The sequence below is a fragment of the Mesorhizobium sp. WSM4898 genome, assembly GCF_029625845.1.
GTDB lineage: Bacteria > Pseudomonadota > Alphaproteobacteria > Rhizobiales > Rhizobiaceae > Mesorhizobium.
Genome location: NZ_JARTVQ010000008.1, coordinates 1 through 21,192, shown reverse-complemented (window position 1 = coordinate 21,192; position 21,192 = coordinate 1). Strand labels below are relative to the sequence as shown.

Below are 21,192 nucleotides of genomic sequence, written 5' to 3'. Positions count from 1 at the left end.
TAGTTTGAGATTAAGGACGCCCGCCTCCTACAGGCACGGCACCGCTGCCGGAGCGCTCAATCTTCTTCCAGCACCCTATCCGTCTCGGCGCTACCCGCCGATCCTCCTTCTCCCACAAGGGGAGAAGATAAGCGCCCTACCCAATCCCGCCGGTCACAACATAAGCCCCGCCAACTCGCCGATCCGGCAGCCTCACGATCGCCGTGACGACCGAGCCGTAAGCGCGGCGCCAGACGCTGTGGAAGCCCTGATGCGTCGCAGCCGGCACGACGGCCCGGCCGGTGTGGCGGTTGCCGCTTCCCTGCATGGCGACCGGTTCGCCGTTGACGTGGACTTTCACGGCTGCATCCGGCCCGGCCTCGCCCGCGTCGATCTCCAGCGCGATCGCGATCTCGTCCGTGTCGCCGGCATGGATTGTCTCGGCGGTGAGGGCCAGCATAAGCAGCGCTTCGCTGGGGCGGCCCAATGTGCCCTCGCTCCGTTCAAACACATCATCGGCCAGCGGCGGCGTGCGTGGCGGGACGGTGCGGCGCTGGGTGGCGCGCTCGTAGCCGCCGGCCATCGTCAGCAGCGCCACGTCGTCATAGGCCTTGCCGGCGAAGGTCAAGCCGACCGGCATGCCGATGTCGGCCATGGTGCCCATTGGCACCGTCACCGTCGGGATGCCGAGATGGCGCCAGACCAGATTGCCGTTGGCGACCCAGGTGCCGTTGCGCCAGGCAAGATCGGCGGAGGCCTCGTTGACATCCGCATCGGCCGGGCCGACATCGGCGACGGCCGGCAGCACCACGGCGTCGAGGCGGTTGGCGTCGAGCCAGTTCTCGAAGTCGATGCGGCGCGTCTCTTCCAGCCCCTTCAGCCCGTCCTCCATGGTGGGAATGGCCTCGAGCGGGCTCACCCCGTCCTTCGCCCGCTCGACATAGTCCGCCAGGTCGAAGCCGTCGTCGCCATAGCGGTCGGGCAGCGTGCCCGGCGGCTGTGGAAAGATTTTCGGGCCATCAACCGAGGCGAGATCGGGAATCGCCGGATCAGCATTGGCGCGCAGGAAATCGTCCCACGACCAGATTGACAGGTCCCAGATCTCGCGGTTTGCAAATTCCTCCGGCACCAGGCCGCGATCAACCATGGAGCGCGCGCCCGGACGGTCGCGCTCATAGTTCGATACGACGGGGAAATCGACCTCGACCACCTCGGCCCCGAGTGCCTGCAGGTCATGCGCGGCCTGCCGCCAGAGCTCCAGCACCGAGGCGCGCGTCTCGATCGGCCGGCCGGCGCCGAGATCCTTGCCGATATACATTTTCGGCACGCCGAGCCGCTTGCCCTCAAGCGCGCCTTGCAGGGGAAGTCCGCTATAGCTCGTCGGCCTCAGCGCTGATGCCTTCGGGATCGAAACCCAGGGCTGCACGCGCCAGAAGTCGCCGCGCGTGTCATGATCGTCGGCGACGATGACGTCGAGCAGCTCCAGCATGTCCGGCACGCTCCGCGTATGCGGCACTACCACATCCATGGTCGGCACCAGCGGCCAGTTGCCGCGTACCGAGATCACGCCGCGCGACGGCGTGTAGGCGACCAGCGCGTTGTTGGAGGCGGGCGCGCGGCCGGATGACCAGGTTTCTTCGCCGAGCCCGAAGGCGGCGAAGGACGCGGTCGTCGCCGTCCCCGAGCCGTTCGACGAGCCGGAGGCGAAGGCGGCGGTGAGATAATCCTTGTTGTACGGGCTCTCGGCGCGACCATAGGCGCCGCGCTGCATGCCGCCATTGGCCATCGGCGGCATGTTGGTGAGGCCGATGAGCACCGCGCCCGCGGCGCGCAGCCGGGAGATCGTGAAGGCGTCCTCGCTAGCGATCAGAAGCTCGAAGGCCGGCGAGCCGGCCGCGACCGTCAGGCCTTTCACCTTGTAGCTGTCCTTGGCGGTGTAGGGGATGCCGTCGAGCGGCCCAAGCGTTTTGCCCGCGCGGCGTCGGCGGTCGGAAGCTGCCGCCTCCTCGAACACCTTTGGATTGAGGATGGGCACGGCGTTCAGCGCTATGCCGTGGCGGTCGTAATGGGCGATGCGCCGCAGGTACGCGCCGGTGAGCTCGACGCTTGTGACTGTGCCGTCTTCCAGCGCGCGGCGCAGGTCGGCGATCGAGGCTTCGACTATATTCATGGCTTGGCGAACCTCTTGTCAGCAATCACGCGTCCGGCGAAGGTTGGCTCGAAATTCGTAAGCCGCGATCCGTCACACCCCCCTCTGCCCTGCCGGGCATCTCCCCCGCAAGGAGGGAGCTTGGATGTCGCGCAAGCTTTTGCCAAACCGCCGACGTTGCAGGGAGGGCCCCGTAGCCGATCTGCTGATCTCCCCAAAGGTCGGGGAGATGGCCGGCAAGCCAGAGGCGGGCGCTGTCCTGCCGACAATTCAGACGATCGAAGAGGTGCTAGTTCGGTGTTTTGACTTGCGTTCGATCCACCAGTCGTTCTGCCAATCTTCATCGCCGAGAAGCGAGCCCTCCATCCGCACGAGAGATTCGTTCCAGCCGGTTTTGGCGAACACTTTCGATAACAGCAGAAACGCGTCTATCCGCCACTCCTCCCCGGGGAGTGAGAAGAAGGCGCGCCGCCACCCTTGGAAGTCGGGGAAACGGGCGTGCTCGGCTTCGGTAAAGGGAGTATCGATGACATGACGCACCAACCGGCCCGAGCGCACAAACGGGTCGAGGCGAGCCAACGTTTCCGACAGCCATTCCGCCGGATAAGCGTCATGGAAGACTGCCAGCGGCTTGCGACCTTCCAGCATCAGCGGCAGCTCGAAATTCGTATGAACGAGATACGGGACCTCACGGATTGGATGCCAGGACTCGATGCGGTTGAGCCTTCGATCAAGCTCGCGAGGTGGAATGCATATCGCGCCAAGTCGCTCGAGGTCGTCCGGGTCCAAATGCCATGAACCGGATAGCTGTGGACTGTCGCACGCCAGAACCGCGCGAAGCTCTTCCAGGTCTGAGACGCGAATTCGGGCTTCGGCGACCGCCGAACCGGTCGCAGGATCGATCTCCTGCAGGACAAAATAGATGTATTCGGCAGTGTTGCTCACATGGTGACGATGGCTGCTTGGACAATACTTGTACAGGCTTTCTTCAGACAGGTCACATTCCTTCGCTTGCCTCTCTGCCCTGTTGGGCATCTCCCCCGCAAGGGGGGAGATTGGATGTCGCGCAAGCTGTCGCCAATCTCCTACTTTGCTACTGCGGCGCGCCGGCGAACAGCACCGTGCCCTCCCCTCCTGCCGCCGGCCAGTTGCGGATGGTGCCGTCGATGCCGCCGGTGAGAAGCGTGCCGTCGGCGGCGAAGGCGACCGAGTAGATCGGCCCGGTGCCGGGGTCGAACTCGGCGATCTCGGCGCCCGTATCCATATTCCAGATCCGCGCCGTGCCGTCGAGCGAGGCGGAGCCGAGCCGTTTGCCGTCGGCCGATAAGGCGAGCGCATAGACGGTGCCGGAGTGGCCGTCGAAGCGGCGGACCTCCTTGAAGGTGTCGAGATCCCAGAGTTTTATCGTGTAGTCGCTGCTGCCGGTCACCGCATGGTGGCCGTCGGCCAGGAAGAGCGCGCCATAGGCGCCGCGCTCGTGGCCGTGCCAGCTGCGCAGCTGCTTGCCTGCAGGGATGTCCCATAGCTTCAGTTCGCCGTCGATGCTGCCGGTGAGCGCCCTGGTGCCATTAGGCGAGATGGCGACGGAACTCACCGACCAATCATGGCCCGGTAGGACATGCAGCACCGTGCCTTTCTGCAAATCCCAGACGACGACGGAACCGGTGTCGTGGCCGCTGACGGCGAGCTTGCCGTCGGGGCTGATCTTCAGTTGCCGGACGCCGCCGTTCGCTCCGGACGAGAAGACATGCAGCACTGTGCCATCGGAAAGCTGGCGCAGCACGATCTCGCCGTCGTCGCCGGCGGTGAGCGCGCTTCTGCCGTCGGGCATGAAGAGCGCGCTGCGCGCCATGTCCTTGTGGACGCCGAGGTCGCGGATCAGCCGCTTGCCGTCGATATCCCAGAGCTTGATCGTGCGATCGGTGCTGGCGCTCATGATCTGGTGGCCGTCGGCCGACACCGCCAGCCAGACGACGGCATCGCGGTGGCCTTCCGGCGCGGTCGGCTGGGCTGGGGGCGGTGGCCGAGGCGGGGCCAGCGTCTGCGGCGGCGTGGCCGGCGCCAGCGCGGTCTGCCGGGTCGGCGTTGTTGCAGGCTGCGCCGGTGCGGCGTGCTGCGGCGGAGCGGCCGCCGGCTCGGACGGCGCGGTCGTCGACGCCGGCGCGACAGGCGCCGACACTGGCTCGGCCAGCGGTGGCAGATTCGCGGTCGATTCCGGCGTGGGTGCAGGTGCCGCAGGCTTTGGCGCGGGAGCCCGTGAGATCACAGGCTCCGCCGGAGCGACGGCGACTTCCCTGGCCGGCGCGGCCGCATCGCCCCCTGTTTCCCGCCACCGGCCGAACTGGTCGGCGAGGATGACGACAAGGGCAATGAGCGGCACGGCAAGCGCGATGCGGCGCAGCCGCGGGCGCCCGGCCGGCACGGTCGCAGCGTCGCGGCCGAACAGCGGCGTTGCCGGATTATGCTTTGCCGCCGCCGGCAGCAGGCCGGCAAGGAACGAAAGCCCGGCGAGAATCGAAAGCATGCCCGCCGCGCCGAAGATCCCGGCGCTCGTCGTGGCCGGGGGCTTGCTCCCCAGCGCCAGATAAAGCTTGGCGAAGCAAGCGAAGCCGACGACGAGCATCGCCAGCGCCAACAGCCTGTCGGTCGATCTTTTCATCGGCATCCCCCAGGCGCCTCCACTCCAACTGGCGGAAGGCGCATCGGCCATTCTAGCCGAGCTTTTCGCCGGGGCTAAGTGCAAGAGATCACACGAAGAAAGGTAAACGTGCTTTGGCGCGGCGTGACTTCTTCAATCCCGCGCCGGCCGAATTTCGGCTTTACTCAGCCGGCCGGCCAATATCCCGATGCTCAGAACCGAAGCGTGATGTCTTTCGCTCCATAAACAAGCGGCCCGTGAGCAGAAAGCCACACTCCCCAAGAATAACAAGCTCGACTACCCGCGCTGGTTGACAGCAAACGCTCTTATGACATTATCCGCCCGGGATTTTCAGGAGAGCCACAGCATGAAGAAGATTTACGAGAAGCCTGTGTTGGTCCGCAAAGGCAAGCTTTCGATGGTCGTCGCGGGTTCGACACCGGTCCCGGGTTGATTCGGGGGCAGCTCGATCAGCTTCATTGATGTTTGAGGCCAGCGGTCATCCTGGCTTGTTGCGTGACAAGGCGGCTGTTTATCGTCTTGTCAGTTCGAATGGTTAACGGGGGTTCAATCATGAAGAAGACTTACGAGAAGCCTGTGTTGGTCCGCAAAGGCAAGCTTTCGACAATTGTCGCCGGCGGTCCTTCTACTGTTATCAATGGCGGCGGCCCGGCGAGCTGATCTGCCGGACAATCTGCTGTTAATGCCTGCCGACCCTGGCTCCTTCTTGCGATCCAGGAAACTCGCGGAACCGGCCATGAAGAAAACCTATGAGAAACCAAGGCTGGTCAAGAAGGGCAGGCTTTCGGCAGTCACCGCCAACGGCGCCACTTCGCTCACCTTCTGACCATTACAGCGCGTTGCACCAAAATTTAGGCAACGCGCTGTAATTCCTTGTTTTGATGCACTTCTTCTCCCGAAGCTGCGGCATCCTCTGGGCGACATAGTTCGTCTTTGACATATCCCATTCATAAGCCGCCGCGCTTCGGCGACATGCATCAGAGCGCCAGCACGAGATCATCCAACACCATCTGCCAGTGATGTTTGGTCGACAGACGCACGCGCGTCACCGCCTTCAGCATCGGCGCGTATTGAACCGGCGCCAGCGCCGACAGCGTGACCTCGTCGCGCGCGATCAACTCGTCCCCCAGCCAGCTTTCGACCAGCGCGCTCTCCCCTTCCGAGCGGAGCCATGCGGCGCTCAGCATCACCGAATGGAAGCCGAAAGGCGCCGCACGGCCGAACTCTGCCGGATGGCCGCTGCTGGTATAGGCGATATAGGCGCCCGAGACGTTGCCGTTGACGTAGCCTTCGCTGTTCCTGGTGTGGTCACGCGACATGGCGTTGAGATTGTACCAGTCGAGCCCGGCGTACCCGGAAGGAATCTTGCTCAGGCCGCGCGTGGTGATGTCGTCGAAGCCGATGGTGCTGAGCGCCGCATCGGGCTGAAGCGCCCCGGACGCAAGCAAGCCGAGGTCGGCCGGATAGGCCGACAGCGCGAGGCGCCGGTCGAACCCGCCGCCGGCGATCACGACCTGATCGGCCTCGGCGGCGAGCGGGAAGCCGAAGGTGGTGGCCGCGCCGAGCGGGTGGCTTTCGAGCAGCTGGCCCTTGCCCATCACGGATAGGGTTGCGGTGGCCGCGGCCGGCGTCCTGCCGCTCACCATGCGCGCAGGGGTAAGGCCGACGGGCCTTGGCAGGCCCTCTCCGGCCAAACCGACAAGCGAGCCGGGCGCATCCGTCACGCGCACAGGCTGGTTCTCGTTGGCGCCGCTGGCGCGCCAGCCGGGCGGCACGGAGACCGAAAAGCGAAACGTTCCAGGCGAGCGGATCACGGCGCTGCGCCGCGTCGACGACATCGGGAAATTGGCAAAACCGGCAGCGTTGCTTCGCGCCGCGACGATGAAGCGGCCGGACTGGTCGAACAGCCGCACCACGATGCCGGCCATCGGGCGGTCGGCCTGACCATAGGTTCCGTCGCCGTCGACATCCATGAAGACGAAGGATGAGAAGTTCAGCTTGCCGGATGTCGGACCCCAGGCGGTGCGCGACGCATAATCGCCGGCCGGATTGGGATTGCCGCGCGCCCTGCGGCGCTTGCGCCGCCAGCGCAAAGCGAGCGCCATGAGGGCAGTGGCGCCGGCGATGACAAGGACGGAGATGAAGAGAACGAGGGCGTTGTCAGCCACGGCGGGGAAGCGTTGGCTGGAGAAAAATACTCAAGCTGAAAAGCATAAGGTCCGCGCCCCCTCGTAGTCCTGCAAAAGCTAACGCGAGCCGACGTTGCTGCACAGACATATTTGCGAGAGGCTGGCATCAAAACGTAGAGACGCCGGCGGGACAGCGCCCCCTTTCCCTTCTCCCGTCTAGAAGCTCAGGTCGCCAGTTCCACCCACACCGGCGCATGGTCGCTGGCGTTTTCCTCGGCACGCACCTCCCGATCGATGCCCGCTCCTTTCAGCTTCCGCACCAGCTTCTTCGACAACAGAATGTGGTCGAGCCGTAGGCCGGCGTCGCGCGGCCAGCGGTTCCGGCGGTAGTCCCAGAAAGTGTAGAGCTTCTCCTGCTTCGGAAAGACCTTGCGCAGCGCATCCGTCCAGCCCTGATCGATCAGCGCCGCAAAGGCGGCGCGGCTTTCAGGCTGCACCAGCGCGTTGTCGTCATAGGAGCGGGTGGCGTAGATGTCGCGCGGCTCGGGCACAACGTTGAAGTCGCCGGCAAGCACCACCGGCAGGCCGGTGTCGAACAATTCGCTCGCATGCGCCGCGAAGCGCTGGTGCCAGGCGAGCTTGTAGGTGAACTTAGGCCCGGGCTGCGGGTTGCCGTTCGGCGCGTAGAGGCAGGCAATCACGATGCCGTTGACCGCCGCCTCGAGGTAGCGCGCCTGGCGGTCGGCATCGTCGCCGGGCAGCGCGTCGCGTGTCAGAACCGGCTCGGCGCCGCGAGCCAGGATGGCGACGCCGTTCCAGGTCGGCTCGCCCTTCCACACCGCGCCATAACCGGCCTTCGCCAGCCGGGTCAGCGGAAACTGCGTGTCGCGGGATTTCAGTTCCTGCAGACAGACGACGTCGGGCTTGGCTTTGACGAGCCAAGCCAAGAGGTTTTCCAGCCGGCTGTTGATGTTGTTGATGTTGAAGGTGGCGAGTTTCATTTGCCGAAGACGCCTCTTCATTCGTCATCCTCGGGCTTGACCCGAGGATCCATGCCGTGACCATCGCCGTGGAACCCTGCGGGGGCAAAATTCTTAGCCGTTGCAATGCCTTAACGGCACGGCATGGATCCTAGGGGTCTGCGCCGTGTCGCTTCGCTCCTTGCTTCGCCCTAGGATGATGAAGCGAGAGGCGCCATCCGAGCTTCTATCGTCTCCGCCACCGTCTTCAGGTGATCCGCCACCGAAAAACCCGACACCGCCTTGCGGGGCTTGAGATCGTGGTCGCCGTCCTCCAGCCAGACCACCTCTATTGCCGCTGGCAGGCCGTAAGTCGCGACCTCGTGCTTGGTGCCGAACTCGTCGCGCGTGCCCTGGAAGATCAGCGTCGGCGTCTTCAGGTCGGCAAGATGTTTTGTCCGCAGTTGCTCCGGCTTTCCGGGCGGATGGAAGGGGTAGCCCAGACAAACCAGGCCAGCGATCTCGCCCTTGGCAAACATCTCGTCGGCGACCATCGAGGCGACGCGCCCGCCCATCGACTTGCCGCCGATGATGAGCTTGCCGGTCAAGCCTTTGGCGCGCAGATCGGCGATCGCCTTGACATATTCCGGATTCACCGTCTCGGCGCGCGGCGGCGGCTTGCGATGGCCAAAACGGCGCGCAGCCATGTAGTGGAACTCGAAGCGCGCGACGCGGAAGCCGGCGGTGGCGAGAGCCTTGGCGGTGGCGGTCATCGAGGGAGAGTCCATCGCCGCACCCGCGCCGTGCGCGAGCAGAATGGTGACGGGGGCGGAGTCGGGGCCGTCGAAGAGGAAGTAGGTCATCGGGCGGGCTTCCTGGCAAGGCCGCACTCCGTCTCAAGCGCGAGCATCTCGCTCACCGGCCATGTGCAAATCCACGAACTGGATCCCCTTCTGCGCCAGTCTTGCCCATTCGGACTCCGCGTCGAGCTCCAGATAGCGTGCCCAAAGCCGGCGGGCTTCGGCCAGATTGCCGGCGTCGAACTCAAGCCGGGCCAGGTTGAACACCGGGTCGGCATAGGCCTTGTCGAGCGCCATCGCCTTCTGCAGGTGCCGCCGCGCCGACGCGACCTTGCCTTCGTCGCCCACCAAGCCGGCGAGGTTGAACCAGGCTTCGACGAAGCCGGGATCGAGCTTTATCGCGCGGGCATAATCATGCGCGGCTTCCGCTGCGCGGCCGACGCCGCGCAGGCAGTTGGCGCGGTTGAAGGCGGCGATGGCATCTTTTGGATCGATCGCCATGCAGCGCTGGTAGAGCGCTGCGGCCTCGTCGTGCCGCCCCTCCTCTTCCGCGGCTTCCGCCTCGGCGAACAGCTCCTCGAGCGTGTCGTCTTCCGGTGAGCCGAGGTCGAAGAGAAGCTGGCCGTCGAGCTCGCTGCGGCCCTCGTCGAGATAGATCGCGTCCGGCCGGCCATGCTGCGAACCGAGATTGAGCGACTTGGCGGTGAGCGAGGCGACCGGACCGGAGCGATGCACCGAGCGCGCGATCGCGCCCCATGTCGCGCCGCTGGCGATCAACCCGGCATATTTTCTGGCCAGGATCAGGTCGCGGAAGGAATAGGGTTCGCCGTCATGTTCGAAGGCGTCGAACAGCGACAGCATGTCGAGATCGCTGGCGGCAAGCCGCGACTGGTCGATCAGCGACTGCCGGGACAGCGACGACGCCTGAGGCGCCTTCAACAAGCCGAGCAAGCGCAGGAAGCCGTTTTCGCTGACCAATTCGCGCCCGGCTTCGCGCTCGGCCTGCACGCGGCGCTCGATGTCGCCATCGCCCGTTCTTGCCGTGGCCGCCTTGGCCAGCAGCGTGCGGCCGAACACGACATGGGTGGTGCGACGGGTGACGCCGCGCCTCAACTCGGCATGGCGGCGCTCGACCTCGCGCGCGGCGAGCCTGAGCGGAAACGCGGCCAGCGGGCCGACGGCGCCGAAGACGGCGCCGGGAAGGATCACCGGCCCTCCCGTCACTTCTTGCTCTTGCCGACGGCTTTCAACAGGTTCGCTTTCAGCGGGTTCTCAGGCGCGCCGCCGCCGGCGGCCGCCTTCTTGGCGGGCTTGGCCGGCGCCTCCTCGGCCTTGCTCTTCGACTTGGCCGGCGGCTTGGCCGACTGCGACAGGCTCGCTTTCAGCGCATCCATCAGGTTGATGACATTGCCGCGTTCGGGCGCCGCCGCGATGATCGGCTTGTGGCCTTTGAGCTTCTCGCGGATCATCCCCATCAGCGCCACTTCGTAGCGATCCTCGTAATTCTTCGGATCGAAATGAGTTTCCTTCTGCTTGATCAGCGCCTGGGCGAGATCGAGCATTTCCGGATCCGGCTTGCCGGCCGGGATATTGCCGAAATATTCAGCCGTGCCGCGCACTTCGTTGGGGTTCCTCAAGGTGCAGACGAACATGCCATTCTCGCGCGGGCCGATCGTCACCACGCGCTCGCGGCTGGAAAGGACCAGGCGGGCGATCGCCAGCTTGCCGGATTTGCGCATCGCTTCGCGCAGCACCGCGAAGGTCTCCTCGGCCATGGCGCCGTCCGGGGCAAGGTAATAGGGCGAGTCCTGGTAGATGACGTCGACCTCATTCTCGTCGACGAAGGCCTCGATGTTCATCGTGTGGTTGGATTCGATCCGGACCGCGTCGAGATCGGCATCATCGATGATGATGTACTGCTTGTCCTCATATTCGTAGCCCCGGACCAGGTCCGAGCGTTCGACCAGGCCGAGTTCGGGGTCGACCGGCTTCATGTTGATGCGGTTGTGGGTCTTCTTATGCAGCTGGTTGAACGAGATGCGCTCGCTCGCGCTGGTGGCCGGATAAAGCCGGACCGGACAGCTGACGAGGCTGAGCTTGAGGTAACCTTTCCAACTTGCCCTGGGCGCCATGATGAACTCCTACGCGGCCATGCACTGACAGTTTTACTTTTTTGGAAGCCTGATCTTTGCCGAAAACCGGTTTCCCACTTTTCGGGATCATGCTCCGGCGCTTCGTCCGAAGGACGGTTGGCGCTCCGGAAATGCTACACCGACCCTTGATGGTACATGCAAATTGCTGACGAAGTGTTCTTGGGCCGGTTGGCGCGGAGGATAATTCAAATTGTAGGAAGCGTCGATGGAGATGGAAACCGAACGCTGGCAGGACAGAGGGGGGTGTGACGGATCGCCAACGCCTGCGGTTTACTTTCCCTCAACCACCGGCAAATCCCTGGCGGCCTCGTCGATCTCCGCCCAGGGATCGCCCGAGGTCTCCAACAGTCCCGGCAGCGAGGCGTAGTTCAGATCCTCGGGCGCGTCGATAGCCTCCAGATCGGTCCAACTCATCGGGGTCGATGCCGGCAGGTTGGTGCGGGCGCGCAGCGAATAGGGAGCGGCGGAGGTGTGGCCGCGGGCGTTGCGGTGGAAGTCGATGAAAATGCGCTTCTTGCGGTTTTCCTTGCCCATGACGGTGACGAAAGTGTCGGGCGCGCTTGCCGCGAGCAAAGTGGAAATGGTGCTCGAGGCCTGGTGCAGTTTCTTCCAGTTCTGCTTGCGTGTCACCGGCACGGTGATGTGGATGCCCTTGCCGCCGGAGGTCTTTGCAAACGGCACCAGGCCGAGGCTCTCCAGCCCGCCCTTGATGTGGACGGCCGCCTCGACCACCTCGCGCCAGGAAATCCCCTCGCCCGGGTCGAGGTCGAAGACGATCTGGTCGGGCTTGTCGAGCTTGGTGCGGTGCGTGCCCCAAGTGTGGAACTCGACGACGCCAAACTGCGCCAGTGCCAGATAGCCCTTGGCGTCCTCGACCGAGAGGTAGGTCTTGGGCTCGCCTTCCGAACTGATGCTCTCGAACACCGCCACCGAAGGCGGCATGCCGGTGAAGGCGTGGCGCTGGAAGAAGCAGTCCTGCGGCCGCCCCGTCGGGCAGCGCACCAGCGACACCGGGCGGCCGATGATGTGCGGCAGCATGAAATCGCCTACCAGCGCGTAATAGACGGCAATGTCGAGCTTGGTCGGCCCAGTCTTGCCGAACAACCGCCGCTCCGGATTGGTGACCCAGATGGTGGCGAGGTCGGACTCGGCGATCAGCCGCTTGCGCTTGACCGCAACCGGCGTGGTCAGGCCGCCGACATCGCGCAGGCCGCGGAAGACGCCGTGGCGGATCGCATTGTCGGCGGTACGGTTCGAATAACGCACGCGTGCCGACAGCAGCGGCTTCACCCAATGCATCTCGCGCATGATCTCGCGCGGCACCCCTTCGGGCGGCGTGGCGCCGACGGTCAGCCGCTCCAGCCGGGTCAGCAGGTCGGTCGCCATGCCGCGGTCGAAGCCGGTGCCGACCTTGCCGCGATAGTGCAATTCGCCGTCGACGAACTCGGCCATGCCCAGCGCCGCAAGCCCTTCCGCGCGGTCGGAAACGGTGTAGCCGGCGATGACGAAATCATCCGTCTTTTGCGCCTTGACCTTGGTCCAGCTCTTGGTTCGGCCGCTCATGTAGATGGCATCGGCGCGCTTGGAGACGACGCCTTCCAGCCCAAGGTCCGAGGCCTGGTCGTAAAGCCCGCGGCCATCGCCCTCGACGTGGTCGCTGTACTGGATGGCGGAGTTTGCCGCCTGGCCGGCGAGCAGTTCGGCAAGCAGCGCCTTACGCTTCTGCAGCGGCGCCCTGCGCAGGTCCCAGCCATCGAGATGCAGGAGATCGAAGGCGTAGAAATGCAGCTTCGAGCCGGCGCCCTGGGCCAGCGCGTCCTGCAGCAGCGCGAAGCGCGAGATGCCCTTGTCGTCCAGCACCATGATCTCGCCGTCGATGATCGCCCGGCTGACCGGCAGGCGCGAAAAGGCTTGCGGGAGGTCGCCGTAGCGCTTGGTCCAGTCGAGGCCGCCGCGGGTGATCAGCCGCACATTCCCGTCCACGACATGCGCCATGGTGCGGTAGCCGTCGAATTTGATCTCGTGCAGCCAGAGCGTGCCGGTGTCCTCGCCGCCGGGCGGCTCGCTCACCTGCGCGGCGAGCTGCGGCTCGATGCGGCTTGGCGGGTCTGCCTTGACCGCGCCGGGCAGCGCGCCGGGTTTCAGCGAGCCAGGTTTCGGCGGCAGGCGCTGCGGCTTTCTCGGCGCTGCCAGTTCCTCGATGCGCCGGCCGGACTTGACGCTTTCCGGCCGCGCTTCGAGAATGTCGAGCTCGGAGTCGGAGGCGAGATCGCGCTCCTTGAAAAGCAGCCAGTTCTTCTTGTTCTCGTCCTCGCCGGGCTTGGGCTTCAGCCGGGTCAGCATCCAGCCGCCATTGAGCTTCTGGCCGGCGAGGCGGAACTTGAAGGCGCCGGTGCGCAGGCTCTTTTCGACATCCTCCATCGGCGCCCAGGTGCCGGTGTCCCAGACGATCATCGGCCCGCCGCCATACTCGCCCTCGGGGATGACGCCCTCGAAGTCGATATATTCGATCGGATGATCCTCGGTCTCGACCGCGAGGCGCTTGTCGGCCGGATTGAGCGAGGGCCCGCGCGGCACCGCCCAGCTCTTCAGCACGCCGCCGACTTCGAGGCGCAGATCGTAGTGATCGGCGGTGGCGTGGTGCTTGTGGATGACGAAGCGATTGCCGCCGCCGACCTCCGGCCCGCCCGCGGGTTCAGGGGTGCGGGAGAATTCGCGCTTGGCGCGGTAGGTTTTGAGTTGGGGAGCTGGCATGGGTTAAGTGCCGAAGCGCGTAGCCGACAGTGGCAAGGGCCGCGATCCTTCGCGCCCCCGAGCCCGCGCGATCGTCATCCTCGGGGTTGACCCGAGGATCCATGCAGTGACCTTTACCGCCGAGTGCAGCCGAGCAGAACTTGGACCGTCGTGACGCGTCCAGGTCACGGCGTGGATCCCAGGGTCTCCGCGACGTCGCTTCTCTCCTGCTCCGCCCTGGGATGACGAAGGCACTCCACTCAATCGTCGGTCGCCGGCGTCAATTCCAGCTCGGCCGGCGTCAGACCCTGCCGCAGCTGGCTCAGCCGGAATTCGTCGACCCAATAGGCCTCGCCGTCGACCAGCACGCGGGCGCTGTAGGTGCCGCCGGAAAAGCTCTGCGCGGTGACGTAGACCTTGTGGCGGTCGAGCGCCTTCTTCACCGCGGCGCGGCGGGACTTTTCTCTGGCGACGGGACTGGCCATGGCTCACTCTGTAGACGCTGGCGCTGAACAGTCTCTAAGGATGAATGAGAGCGGGGGGCGAGTCAATTTGGCGGGGCGACGGAGCGCCAAGCTCCCGTCAAGCGGGCGAGACGGCCGGCAGGCCAGACCAGAGAGGCACCGGAAGGACCGAGGCGTTTGAGCCAATAAGGGCCGCCGCTTTGTTGCTATCGATCTCCCAACAAGAAACTACGATGCGTCGGCGGGACAGCGCCCCCTCTGCTCTGCCAGCATCTCCGCCACAACAAGGGGAAGATTGGCTGTCGCCAGCGCCGCGCCCTATCTTGGAGTGCAACGAGGGAAGCACATGTCTCACATCCGGGCGATGACGAAGAACGATCTGCCAGCCGTCTCGCGGCTGCTGGGAGGATCCTGGCGGCGGACCTATTCGCCGATCATGGGTGAGGAAACCGTGGCCCGGCTCTCCGACGAAAAACATGCGCCCGACAAGCTCGCCGAAGAGCTCGCCGACGACAACAAGATGTCGCTCGTGGCCGAGCGGACCGACGGATCGATCGCCGGCTATGCGATGGCAGCGATGGACGAGAGGGGCGATGTCATGCTCGACCGGCTGCATATCGAGCCGGAAGAGTTCGGCAGCGGCCTCGCCGTCGACCTCTTGCACGCGGTGCTTGCGGCCCATGCCGGCATTCCAAGCATCGCCCTGGAGGTGATCGAGGGCAATGAGCGGGCGATCGCCTTCTACCGCAAGCACGGCTTCGAGGTGGTCGAGCGCCGGCCGGCCGCACATGCCGTCGGTGGCCATGCCTCGCTGATCATGCGCCGAATGCTGCCGATGGCTTGAGGCCGCGCTGGACGCATCGCGTCCCGGCATTATAATTTCGCGGGCGCTAATTTCTTACCGGAGACAGATGAATGAGCCTCGGCAAGCAGAAACTCGGCAGCCAGGGGCTCGTCGTGTCGGCCATCGGCCTCGGCTGCATGGGCATGAGCCAATCCTACGGCCCGGCCGACGAAGCGGAGTCGATCGCGACGATCCACCGGGCGATCGAGCTTGGCTGCACCTTCCTCGACACGGCCGAGGTCTACGGGCCTTTCATCAACGAGGAGCTGCTTGGACGCGCGCTGAAGGGCCGGCGCGACGAGGTGACGATCGCGACAAAATTCGGCTTCCGCATCGTCGACGGCAAGCAGGATGGCACCGGGCGTGACAGCCGGCCGGAGCATATCCGCGACGTGGTCGAGGCTTCGCTCATGCGGCTCGCGACCGACCGCATCGACCTGCTCTACCAGCACCGCGTCGATCCTGATGTGCCGATGGAGGATGTCGCGGGCGCGGTCGGCGAGCTGGTGGCGGAGGGCAAGGTGCGCTTCTTCGGCCTGTCGGAGGCGGGGATTTCCAACATCCGCCGCGCCCATGCCGTGCACCCGGTCTCGGCGCTGCAGAGCGAATATTCGCTGTGGGAGCGCAATCTCGAGCCCGAGATCATCCCGGCGCTTGCGGAATTGGGCATCGGCCTGGTGCCGTTCGCGCCGCTCGGCCGCGGTTTCCTCGCCGGCGACGTCAAGCGGGCGGAAGACTATCCCGAAGGCGATTTCCGGCGCGGCGACCCGCGCTATCAGGGCGAAAATTTCGACGCCAATGTCGCCGCGGCCTCCACGGTCCGCGAGATTGCCGTCGCCAAGGGGGTCAAGCCCGGGCAGGTGGCGATCGCCTGGCTGCTGGCCAAGGGGCCGGAATTCGGCATCGACATCGTGCCGATCCCCGGCACGAAGCGACGGACCTATCTGGAGGAGAATGTCGCCGCCGCCGACATCAACCTCGACGCCACCGAGATGCTCGGGCTCGACATGGCGCTGACGCCTGAGAAGGTATCGGGGCCGCGCTATAACGAGCGGACGATGTCGATGGTGGATCGGTAGTAGTCAGCCAATCTCCCCGCTCGACGGTCCCTCACGCGGGGAGATCAGCTCGGTCAATCCTACTGCTTATTGCAATCCGCCAGCGCCGCCATCGCCTTCTTGGCCTCGGCCTCGCTGGCGTATCTCTTCTTGCCCAGATCGACGACCAGCGTTCCGTCCGGCTTCTTCGGCACGATCTCGCACTGTTTCGAAACGGCGTCCCTGGCGACCCACCATTCCTCGGCCGCGACAGCAGGCAGGCTGGCAATGCCGGTAGCGAGGATGGCGATAGCGACGGTGCGAACCATTCCTGGCCTCCATTGTCAGTTGCTGGAAAGCAGGCCGGAGTTGCCGGCGCCGTTCGTCGACGAAGCCAGCACACTGCCTTGGGCAAACGCCCTCCCCGGGCCTTCTGTTCCGGCTCAGCCGTGATCTCGGGAGTCACACGCCCGCATGCTGGCGTCCAATCTAACTTTTTGTGAGGATATCGGCCCTAACCTCCGCGCGAGGCAACCAGAGGTTTCACGTGCACGCCCTCGTCGACGATTTTTCCGAGTACCATGTCCCGCCGCGACGCATCCTGATGCACCATCCGCGGCATGGCTCATCGCTGAGGGCACTATCGCAGGAGCGGCTGGTCGAATTGAACTTCCTCGACCTGCCGCATGTCGAGGAATTCTATGCCGAGTACGATGCCTTCGCCGCGTTGGTCGCAAACCATGTCGAGACGCTCTACCTCGAGGACGTGCTCGGCGATCACGTGCCGTACCGATCCGAGTCATCCGTCAACCCCAATCTGATCTTCATGCGCGACAGTTCAGTGACCCTGCCTTGGGCGCCGACGAAATTCATACCCACACGCCCTGCTCTGCCCAGCCGGGCTGCCGAGGCCGGGATCGTCAGCCATGCGCTGAAGCGGCTCGGCATGGCCCCGCTCACGCATCTGGAGAACGACGAATATCTTGAAGGCGGCGACGTCCTTCCGGTGACCTTCGACGGGCGCCGCGTGCTGCTCGTCGGCTTCGGCGTCAGGACGACCAAGGCGGCAGCTATCAAACTTGCGCTCGATCTCATCCCCGACCATGTCGACTACATCATCGGCCTCTCGCACGATCCGGCGTTGCTGCATCTCGACACCGGCTTCACCGTGCTGCCCAACAAGGTGATCCTGGCCGCCGCGGGCATGTTCGGCGGCGGCTTCCTGATCGATGAGAATCGGCGGCTCAACCCCGTCAATCCGCTCGCCTATGCCGAAGCGCTCGGTTGCTCAATCGTGCGCTGCGACAAGGCCGACGCCATCGCCCATGAACGCTGCAACCTCCTGCCGCTGGGCAACCGCCGCTACCTCGCGTTCGACATGCCGGCAGAACTCAAGGCAACGCTGGAGCAGGCGGCAGGCGTGACCATCGAGCGAGTCAAGGGGACCGAGATCGCCAAGGCCACCGGCGGTGTGCACTGCCTGACGAGGCCGCTTTACTGCTGACGCCGGTGCGGCTCGGACCTTGAATCATCGCGCGGCTCGCAACGTCGTTTTGTCCTTTGCCGATGAAACCGCTGTGCGGCTTCGACGAACCCGGCAGCCGAGACAGCTGCCCGGCGACGACTGCCAGGCTCTCAAAGCTTGTCGTATTTGATGTTCGAGGCGACGTACTCGTTCTTGAGTCGGCGTTGGCCGCCTTCGAACGGTCCGGTGTTGAAGGCGAACACCCTGAGCTCGGGCATGTTGTCGGCAGTGGCCGTCCGCTTCCAGGCGTTGAGAAAATCGCCGTTCATGGCGGCCAGCTTCTCGAACACCGTCTCCTGCAACATCTCGGCGGGAAACGGCAGCGTCGCGCCCTCCACCAGTTCGACCGCCACCTCCATGCGCTTGTTGTGCGCGGCGTCTTCGTAGGAAATGAGGCGAAAGGTCGACAGTATCGGCGCCAGCACGTCGAGGCCGAACAGGATCTCTCGCAGGCTGTCCGGCGTGACCTTGGCTCCGTAATACTCGATCGACATATCGGAGCGGCCGTAGATGAACAAAAGCGGCAGGTCGAGGATACGGCCGCTGTTCTTCAAAATGTTGCTATGCCCGGCTTCGCGCAGGATGCGCTTCAACTCGCTGAAGCGCAGCACGTGGCCGCGATCGTGGATGTTATAGCGGATCTTGGGCGAGATGTTGTAAGGCCGAGAAATGGTTGCCACCAATTCGCCCCTGGCGTTCTCCTCCAGGTAGTAGGCCAGCGGATTGTACTGGAAGATCATCGGCGTGACGCCGTATTCCGTCCGCACGATGGCCTTGCGCAGCCGCTCGTCGCCGAGCAGCGCGCGGCGCAGGTTGATGGTGAGTTCGCTTTCGAGCGCCAGGTTGACCTCAAGATCGGAGGCGCCGTAGCTGCCGATCACACGCCGGAATTTCTTCAAGAGATAGCCACGGAGGCTCTCCGAGACGCCTTCGCCGCCGAAGGCCGCATCGATGGTATATTTCGACCAGTCCAAACGCGGGTCGTCCACCAGCGTCTTCAGGAACGGCGGATAGCCCATCACAACATAGCGGAAGCGCGGCCCGAACTCGTTTATGGTGTTGACGATCTTATCGAGGTTCGGCCCCGTCGATTTCAGGATTGTCGTGTCGGTCAGCGAGATCGCCACATTCATGCCTGTCGCCCACGCGCCGAGCGCGAACGCATTGAGGATGAACAGGGTCTCGTCCTCGCCGGTGATGCGCAGGAACGTCATCTGCATCATCTGCTTGGTGATCATCCGCTCGGTCTTGCCGCGCACCCAGCTGGTCGGCATGCCACTGCTGCCGGAGGACTCGTCGACCATCACGCCCATCGACGGCAGCTTGCCATCCAGCAGACGTTCCTCCTGCGGATATTTCTTGACGTAGGATTCCTTGTCCATCTCCGGAATCGAACTGAGGTCGGGCTTCGTCACATGATCGAGCATGATCTCGGGCTTGCCGCCGAGCCGGTCGATATAGTCTCGATAGGCCGGAACCCGCCTGTAGGCATGATAGAAATTCGCCCAGGCGCGCCACGCGCCGATGCCCCAGCGCAGCCGCTCGAAGCCGGGAATGAGCAATATCTTGTAAGCATGCCGCGAAGACGCGAATGCCCGCTCGACGACGTTGACCAGCGCGACAAGCGCAAGGAAGAAGGGCCGTACCGCCCGCTTGATCAGCCGCATAGGATGATGTCCTCGTAGGGGAGCCGGTAGCTCAGCGGCGGCGGCTGGCTCTTGCCCAGCCGGAGCAGCAGCCAGACCATGTCGGCGCCTCCTTTTTCGTCCGGCATCCTGAAATAGCCGATCATGTTGGTGCGCGCCTCGTCTGAGGTGATGACCGAGCCATAAGGCTGCCAGTAATAGCCATGGCGAGTAACGATGAGCCACAGCCGGAACATGGTCGTGCCGGCACGAAACCAGTCCTCCATGGTGACGTAAGGACCGCGCAGCCACCCGATGGTGCCGACGCCCTTCATGCTGCGGCCGTAGATGAGGCCCACGAGGCTCTTGATGCCGGGCAGGGTCCAGAAGCCAGGCCTGGTGAAGAAGCTTTTGAGCAGAAACGCCGAGAAGCCGAGGCAGCGCGCCGAAAGGCCGTCGCCGGTGATGTCTTCCTCGCGCGTGCCGAAACGCAGCCACCGCACCAGCTCCTTGCGGATGGGCACGTTCTCCATGTCGTGGAAAAGCGCCTGGCGATTGAGCTCGATCACCCAGTCGATCGCCTCGGCGTCGTTGCGCGCCTCGAAGCGATGGCCGGTTCGAAGGGCTTCGGCCTGCATCTCGCCAAGCAGCGTCTGCGGGATCGCGCGACCGTCATAGGGAAGCCGGGAGGTGTGGCGGTCGAGGATCAGCCGGGGATCGAAATCCGCAATCGGCGCGATCGCCGGGCGCAGCGTCAGCCTCGATATGACCTGGGGCGTCTGGGTGTCGCCACCCTTGTATATCGGAGAGAAGTCGGTTGCGCAGTCGAGCTCGAAGCCCAGGCCATGCGCTGCGATTGAACATATCTCGGCAAAGATGCCAGCGGTGAGCCAAGTGAAGCGGCCCTCCGGGTCGGCCACATAAAGTCCACGCCGCGGCAGGAACACGATCTCCGCCTCGCGATCGTTTAGGATACGGAGCCGGAAAGGCTGCGTGTTGTGCGGGCTGGGGCAGCTCACCGCATAGCGGGCAATCTTCCGCCATTGTTCCGATGACTTCGCGTCGTGTTCCTGCACGCTATTGCGCTCCGCCAATTTCGACCAGGCAATAGCAAACAAACAATACGAGACGGTAAGTTCAAATGGCTAATGAATACTTTTGAAACACCCTACATCATTCCGGGGCAGCGCCTGACAAGCGGCACCCCGTTTCGTGCCCATCAACCGCCCGAATGCGGGTCGATGCTGTAGGGATGCACGGGATAGCCTGAGCCGATCGTCCCGCTCACCCGATCGATCCAGGCGCTGACCGCCGGATAGTCGGCAAGCGAAAAGCCGCAATCCTCGGCGCGATGGCCGTAGGCATAGACGGCGATGTCGGCGATGGTGAGCGAGCCGCCGACGAGGAACGGCGTGTCCTGCAGGCCGCGCTCGAGAGCGCCAAGCGCGCGGGCGCCCGCCTCACGCTTGCCGGCCACCATCGCCTGATTGCGCTCCAGCCGCCCGGTCAGAGACCAGAAGCGCAGCGAGCCGATGACCGGCTCGACATAGTACTGCTCGAAGAACAGCCACTGCATGGCCTTGGCGCGCGCGAGCCGGTCCGCCGGCAGGTAGGGCGTCCCCTCCGCGACGCAAGCGAGGATGGCGTTGGATTCGGCGATCGCCGCCCCATTCTCCACGGCGAGCACGGGAACGGCGCCGGCCGGATTGAGCTTCAGGAAGGCCTCCGTACGGCTCTCGCCCTCGAAGATCGAGACGATCCGGGTTTCATAAGCGATGCCGAGCAGGCCAAGCAGGACACGAACCTTCCAGGCATTTTGCGAGGGCAGATAATCGTAGAGCGTGAGCATGGGTGCGTCCCTCCTTGGCCAGGCTGGCTTCGCATGGGGCGCGCGCGGGCGCCACCCGATTTATGCGCCTTGATTTCCTCCCTTGAGGGGGAGATGTCGCCGAAGGCGACAGAGGGGGTCGTCTCCCGTAAATCGTCAGCGTCGTGTTCGTGGCGGACCGCGTAAGGCGCTGCGACCCCCTCTGGTCTTCCGACCATCTCCCCCTCAAGGGCAGGGCTATCGCATATGAGTAAAGAGTTCATAGAAGAAGTCTTTGCTCCAATTGGCCCTGCGCATCTTGCTGGCGA

General features: G+C 64.6%; 19 protein-coding genes. 5 read left to right on the top strand and 14 right to left on the bottom strand.

What is annotated here, in order from left to right; translation table 11 throughout:
• Positions 1 to 136 precede the first annotated feature (136 nt).
• From P9228_RS24905 to P9228_RS24895, 3 genes are all read right to left on the bottom strand, one after another.
• Entirely contained in the window at positions 137 to 2,149 is a 2,013-nt protein-coding gene (locus tag P9228_RS24905) for an amidase (RefSeq protein ID WP_278056051.1), read from the bottom strand.
• A 249-nt stretch (positions 2,150 to 2,398) separates the two neighbouring features.
• Positions 2,399 to 3,163: a hypothetical protein gene (locus P9228_RS24900; protein ID WP_278056050.1), complete on the bottom strand. Its 765-nt coding sequence runs from the start codon at positions 3,161 to 3,163 to the stop codon at positions 2,399 to 2,401.
• Between the two features lie 58 nt (positions 3,164 to 3,221).
• A complete protein-coding gene (locus tag P9228_RS24895) occupies positions 3,222 to 4,787 on the bottom strand; it encodes a WD40 repeat domain-containing protein (protein WP_278056049.1) in 1,566 nt (521 codons plus the stop codon).
• A gap of 552 nt (positions 4,788 to 5,339) precedes the next feature.
• On the opposite strand from P9228_RS24895, the gene P9228_RS24890 reads away from it, so the two are divergent.
• Positions 5,340 to 5,447, top strand: coding sequence for a putative RiPP precursor (locus P9228_RS24890; protein WP_141245906.1), 108 nt, complete (start codon positions 5,340 to 5,342; stop codon positions 5,445 to 5,447).
• A 76-nt stretch (positions 5,448 to 5,523) separates the two neighbouring features.
• Positions 5,524 to 5,613 (top strand): lasso RiPP family leader peptide-containing protein, encoded by a 90-nt coding sequence (locus P9228_RS24885; RefSeq protein WP_164746769.1) that lies wholly within the window; start codon positions 5,524 to 5,526, stop codon positions 5,611 to 5,613.
• 151 nt (positions 5,614 to 5,764) lie between these two features.
• On the opposite strand, the gene P9228_RS24880 is transcribed toward P9228_RS24885, so the two are convergent.
• From P9228_RS24880 to P9228_RS24850, 7 genes are all read right to left on the bottom strand, one after another.
• Entirely contained in the window at positions 5,765 to 6,955 is a 1,191-nt protein-coding gene (locus P9228_RS24880; protein WP_278056046.1) for a hypothetical protein, read from the bottom strand.
• A gap of 185 nt (positions 6,956 to 7,140) precedes the next feature.
• Positions 7,141 to 7,917, bottom strand: a complete 777-nt coding sequence (locus P9228_RS24875) for an exodeoxyribonuclease III (protein ID WP_278056253.1) — start codon at positions 7,915 to 7,917, stop codon at positions 7,141 to 7,143.
• A 170-nt stretch (positions 7,918 to 8,087) separates the two neighbouring features.
• A complete protein-coding gene (locus P9228_RS24870; RefSeq protein WP_278056045.1) occupies positions 8,088 to 8,738 on the bottom strand; it encodes an alpha/beta family hydrolase in 651 nt (216 codons plus the stop codon).
• A 33-nt stretch (positions 8,739 to 8,771) separates the two neighbouring features.
• A complete protein-coding gene (locus P9228_RS24865) occupies positions 8,772 to 9,884 on the bottom strand; it encodes a tetratricopeptide repeat protein (protein WP_278056044.1) in 1,113 nt (370 codons plus the stop codon).
• A gap of 11 nt (positions 9,885 to 9,895) precedes the next feature.
• On the bottom strand, positions 9,896 to 10,807 hold the full coding sequence (locus P9228_RS24860; protein ID WP_095778244.1) for a Ku protein: 912 nt from the start codon (positions 10,805 to 10,807) through the stop codon (positions 9,896 to 9,898).
• Between the two features lie 291 nt (positions 10,808 to 11,098).
• Positions 11,099 to 13,582, bottom strand: a complete 2,484-nt coding sequence (ligD, locus tag P9228_RS24855; protein ID WP_278056041.1) for a DNA ligase D — start codon at positions 13,580 to 13,582, stop codon at positions 11,099 to 11,101.
• 239 nt (positions 13,583 to 13,821) lie between these two features.
• Entirely contained in the window at positions 13,822 to 14,046 is a 225-nt protein-coding gene (locus P9228_RS24850; RefSeq protein ID WP_067322499.1) for a hypothetical protein, read from the bottom strand.
• Positions 14,047 to 14,371: 325 nt separating this feature from the next.
• On the opposite strand from P9228_RS24850, the gene P9228_RS24845 reads away from it, so the two are divergent.
• Both P9228_RS24845 and P9228_RS24840 read left to right on the top strand, forming a co-directional pair.
• Entirely contained in the window at positions 14,372 to 14,869 is a 498-nt protein-coding gene (locus P9228_RS24845) for an N-acetyltransferase (protein ID WP_278056039.1), read from the top strand.
• A 71-nt stretch (positions 14,870 to 14,940) separates the two neighbouring features.
• Positions 14,941 to 15,948: an aldo/keto reductase gene (locus tag P9228_RS24840; RefSeq protein ID WP_278056038.1), complete on the top strand. Its 1,008-nt coding sequence runs from the start codon at positions 14,941 to 14,943 to the stop codon at positions 15,946 to 15,948.
• A gap of 59 nt (positions 15,949 to 16,007) precedes the next feature.
• Here the strand turns inward: P9228_RS24840 and P9228_RS24835 are convergent, their stop codons facing one another.
• The gene (locus P9228_RS24835) at positions 16,008 to 16,235 is read right to left on the bottom strand and encodes a hypothetical protein (protein ID WP_067322490.1); all 228 of its coding nucleotides are present in this window, start codon (positions 16,233 to 16,235) and stop codon (positions 16,008 to 16,010) included.
• Positions 16,236 to 16,453: 218 nt separating this feature from the next.
• On the opposite strand from P9228_RS24835, the gene P9228_RS24830 reads away from it, so the two are divergent.
• Complete coding sequence (locus P9228_RS24830) at positions 16,454 to 17,410, top strand: arginine deiminase family protein (protein ID WP_278056036.1); 957 nt, start codon at positions 16,454 to 16,456, stop codon at positions 17,408 to 17,410.
• Positions 17,411 to 17,541: 131 nt separating this feature from the next.
• Here the strand turns inward: P9228_RS24830 and P9228_RS24825 are convergent, their stop codons facing one another.
• The 3 genes from P9228_RS24825 to P9228_RS24815 all read right to left on the bottom strand — a co-directional run bounded on the left by P9228_RS24825 (position 17,542) and on the right by P9228_RS24815 (position 20,905).
• A complete protein-coding gene (locus P9228_RS24825; RefSeq protein WP_278056035.1) occupies positions 17,542 to 19,098 on the bottom strand; it encodes a hypothetical protein in 1,557 nt (518 codons plus the stop codon).
• A complete protein-coding gene (locus P9228_RS24820) occupies positions 19,089 to 20,132 on the bottom strand; it encodes a hypothetical protein (RefSeq protein WP_278056033.1) in 1,044 nt (347 codons plus the stop codon). The genes P9228_RS24825 and P9228_RS24820 overlap by 10 nt, the downstream gene beginning before the upstream one ends.
• A gap of 143 nt (positions 20,133 to 20,275) precedes the next feature.
• Entirely contained in the window at positions 20,276 to 20,905 is a 630-nt protein-coding gene (locus P9228_RS24815) for a glutathione S-transferase family protein (RefSeq protein ID WP_278056032.1), read from the bottom strand.
• Positions 20,906 to 21,192: the final 287 nt, after the last annotated feature.